Source organism: Mesorhizobium sp. M7A.F.Ca.MR.362.00.0.0, assembly GCF_004023175.1.
Lineage (GTDB): Bacteria > Pseudomonadota > Alphaproteobacteria > Rhizobiales > Rhizobiaceae > Mesorhizobium.
This window is the reverse complement of record NZ_RZTF01000122.1, coordinates 1-3,781: the sequence shown is the minus strand read 5'-3', so window position 1 is coordinate 3,781 and position 3,781 is coordinate 1. Positions and strand designations below refer to the sequence as shown.

Genomic DNA, 3,781 nt, shown 5'->3' with positions numbered 1-3,781 from the left:
GGCCGTTCCGGGTTGCCGAAATTGAGGTTGTCGGTGGCGGCCAGCGGCAGAGCGCCGGTGGCGGTCAAGTTGCGCCAGCATTCGGCCACCGCCTGCTTGCCGCCCTCATAAGGGTCGGCCTCGCAATAGCGCGGCGTCACGTCGGAGGAGAAGGCGAGCGCCTTGGTGGCATGGCCTTCGACCCGCACCACGCCGGCATCGCCGCCTGGAAGCTGCAGCGAATTGCCCTGGATCAACGTGTCATACTGCTCCCAGACCCAGCGGCGCGAAGACAGGTCGGGCCCGCCGAGCAGCTTCAGCAGCGCGTCGGCAACGTCGGCTTGCGGAATGTCATTGGCGGCCAGCGGCGCCGGCTTTTTCGGCTCGACCCACGGCCGGTCATATTCCGGAGCCTTGTCGCCGAGATCCTTGATCGGCAGATCGGCGACCTGATCCCCCTGGTGCAGCACGCGGAAGCGCAGATCGTCGGTGGTCTTGCCGACGATGGCGAAGTCGAGCCCCCATTTGTGGAAGATCGCCTCGGCTTCCTTTTCCTTTTCCGGGCGCAGAACCATCAGCATGCGCTCCTGGCTTTCCGACAGCATCATCTCGTAGGCGCTCATGCGCTCTTCGCGCACCGGCACCTTGTCGAGATCGAGCTCGATGCCGAGGTCACCCTTGGCGCCCATTTCGACCGCCGAGCAGGTGAGGCCGGCGGCACCCATGTCCTGGATGGCGATGACTGCGCCCGAGGCCATCAGTTCGAGGCTGGCTTCCAGCAGGCACTTTTCGGTGAAGGGATCGCCGACCTGCACTGTCGGGCGCTTCTCATCGATCTTGTCGTCGAATTCGGCCGAGGCCATGGTGGCGCCGCCGACACCGTCGCGGCCAGTCTTGGCGCCGAGATAGACGACCGGCAGGCCGACACCCTTGGCTTCCGACAGGAAGATCGCATCGGTCTTGGCAAGGCCCGCCGCAAAGGCGTTGACCAGGATGTTGCCATTGTAGCGAGCGTCGAAATTGACCTCGCCGCCGACCGTCGGCACGCCGAAGGCGTTGCCATAGCCGCCGACGCCGGAAACCACGCCTGAAACGAGGTGCCGGGTCTTGGGATGGTCAGGCGAGCCGAAGCGCAGCGCATTCATCGCCGCGATCGGCCGCGCGCCCATGGTGAAGACGTCGCGCAATATGCCGCCGACGCCGGTCGCCGCGCCCTGGTAGGGCTCGATATAGGACGGGTGGTTGTGGCTCTCCATCTTGAAGACGACGCAGTCGCCATCGCCGATGTCGACCACGCCGGCATTCTCGCCCGGCCCCTGGATGACCTGCGGACCAGTGGTAGGCAGCGTGCGCAGCCACTTCTTCGAGGATTTGTAGGAGCAGTGCTCATTCCACATCGCCGAGAAAATGCCGAGTTCGGTGAAGCTCGGCTCGCGCCCGACAAGATCGAGGATGCGCTGATACTCGTCGGGCTTGAGCCCGTGTGAGGCAATGAGCTCGGGGGTGATCGGCACGGAATTGGAAATGGTCATGGGCGGCGATTTATATCCGGGACATTGGGATTTTGAGTCCCGTCTTATCGCAAGCCTTGCGGCCGATACACCCATGGATTGACGAAAAACGACGGAAAACCGGACAAAGCCACGCAGCGTCAGGAGAAGCTGTCGTAGCCAGCGCGGCCTTCATCGAGAAGTCGCCGGATCGCCGCGACGCCTTCAGCGATATCCCCGCGCTGTCTCGGCTGCGAAACGCCAAAGCGGACGCCATGGAAAACCTGCTCGGAACGGCCGGCCTTGAATTCGTCCTCGTCGTCGATCAGCACGCCGTGCTCCAGACAGGCGTTCTTGAAGGTGCCGGAAAGCCAGGGGTCGGGCAGGGCCAGCCAGACAAAGGGCACCCTGTCATGCGACTTGACCGCGAAGCCGGCCAAAGTCTCGCGCACGATGGCGATGCGGGCGCCGATTTCGGCGATGCTGCGCTTGCGTATCTCGTCCGCCTGACCTGACAGCACCAGCCTTGTATTCACCTCCGCCAGCAGGAAGGGCATGCCGCCGGTCATCATCTTGTGGGCGACACGGATGCGGTGGCGGTAGGCGGGCGGGCAGGAAAGCCAACCGCCGCGCACACCGGCTGCGACCGACTTCGACAGGCCGCCCGCGACAATGGTCCGTTCAGGCGCATACTCGGCCAGCAATGGTGTCGGATCATCTGTCAGATTGCCATAGAGGTCGTCCTCGATGAGGACGACGTTGTATTCGCGTGCGACATGGGCGATCGCCTCGCGGCGCGCCGCCGACAAGGTGGCCAGCGTCGGATTCTGAGCCGTCGGCATCAGGAAGATCATCTTGGGATGCTTTTGCGCGCAGACGCGCTCGAAATCCTGCGGATCGATGCCTTCCTCGTCCGATGCCACCAGCGCCGTGCGCCTGCCGATCAGGCCGGCGCTGCGGGAAATCTGCGAGTAGGTGAGGTGCTCGAAGGCAATATAGTCGCCAGGCATGGTGAGCGCCGCGATCGCCGCCATCACCGCCGCATGGGTGCCGAGCGTGGGAACGATGGTGTCGGCACTCGGACGAAACGAATTGCGCGCCAACCAGCGGGCGCCGGCTTCGTACCATCGGTCGGGGAAGTCCCGCGTGTAGCTCGAAATCTCATGCGGATGGTCCTGCGCCGTGCGCGACAGGACACCGGCGACAATGTCGCCCTGGCCGATATCAGGTGCTGCGGTGCTGTCGAAACGCAGCTTGCCCTTAGGCGCATCGATATAGCGCGTGCCTTCGCCGCCGACGTCCGGAGCCGGAAAATCCGGCTTCGCGCGCTGGCCGAGCACATAGGTTCCACGCCCGACTTCGCCGCTCACCAGCCCACGCTCGCGCAGCAATTGATAGGCCCGGCCGACCGTGCCGACGGTGGTGCCGATGTCGTAGGCGAGGTCGCGTTGCGGCGGCAGCTTTGCGCCGGCATCGATCACGCCCCGATCGATGTCCGTCTCGATGGAATCCGCCAGGCGCTGATACAGCGGCCCGGAGCCGGTGGTGAGATCGGGAAGCCAAGTTGTCATGGTGACAATTTTCTATATTGCACCGAGGGGATGAGTCAATACATATCAATCGCGTGCAAAAAAGGGTACAATCTAGAACGTTGGTAGAAAGAAAATGAATACAATCGCGACAATACGTCATTCGAGCGCTGCATTATCAGGCCAATCCACACGCCCATCGGCTCAGCGCGGTTTTGTCAGCCGTCTTGTGCGCGTGCTGAGGTCGATGGCAAGATGGATCGACAACCTGCTGGATCGCCGCCGCAGCCGGTTTGCGCTGCTGGAGATGACCGACGACCAGCTCAAGGATATCGGCGTCACGCGCTGCGACGCCCACCGCGAGGGCATCAGGCCGTTCTGGGACTGACCCTGATCCCAAAAGTGGGAACCGGTTTGGGAAAGATGATGGTCCCGGGAAATGCGGACAGGACGTCCGCACAGTTCTAACGGACGCTCGATGCCCTGGTGCGTGCAACGGCATGGTCCGCAAGGACGGCGACCACGCACAGCACGAGGAAAAGTCCGGTGATGGCTGCGGCCGAGATGGCGACGCCGGTCGCGCCGTTCTTGGCGATGTCCAGGAAAGGGTAGGGCACCTCGCCGGCAAACGGCGCCCGCACCAGCGCATAGACCAGATAAGCGATGGGATAGATCACCCACCAGGAAATGTCGCTCCAGCGCGTCCTGCCGTCAGCGCCCGATATCAACCACCACAGCACGAAGAGCACCGGCGTCACATAATGCAGCAGGACGTCGCAGAGC

The 3,781-nt window shown here is 63.4% G+C and carries 4 protein-coding genes; 1 reads left to right on the top strand and 3 read right to left on the bottom strand.

Annotated elements, in window-relative coordinates; translation table 11 throughout:
• Window positions 1-1,511, bottom strand: a 1,511-nt coding sequence (gene purL, locus EOC06_RS16715; RefSeq protein WP_245469669.1) for a phosphoribosylformylglycinamidine synthase subunit PurL, incomplete at its 3' end; no start/stop codon positions are given.
• A 119-nt stretch (window positions 1,512-1,630) separates the two neighbouring features.
• Window positions 1,631-3,040: a PLP-dependent aminotransferase family protein gene (locus tag EOC06_RS16710; protein WP_127381292.1), complete on the bottom strand. Its 1,410-nt coding sequence runs from the start codon at window positions 3,038-3,040 to the stop codon at window positions 1,631-1,633.
• A gap of 205 nt (window positions 3,041-3,245) precedes the next feature.
• On the opposite strand from EOC06_RS16710, the gene EOC06_RS42680 reads away from it, so the two are divergent.
• Window positions 3,246-3,386, top strand: coding sequence for a DUF1127 domain-containing protein (locus EOC06_RS42680; RefSeq protein ID WP_245469668.1), 141 nt, complete (start codon window positions 3,246-3,248; stop codon window positions 3,384-3,386).
• 76 nt (window positions 3,387-3,462) lie between these two features.
• Here the strand turns inward: EOC06_RS42680 and EOC06_RS16700 are convergent.
• On the bottom strand, window positions 3,463-3,781 hold a 319-nt coding region (locus tag EOC06_RS16700), incomplete at its 5' end, for a Pr6Pr family membrane protein (protein ID WP_206631198.1).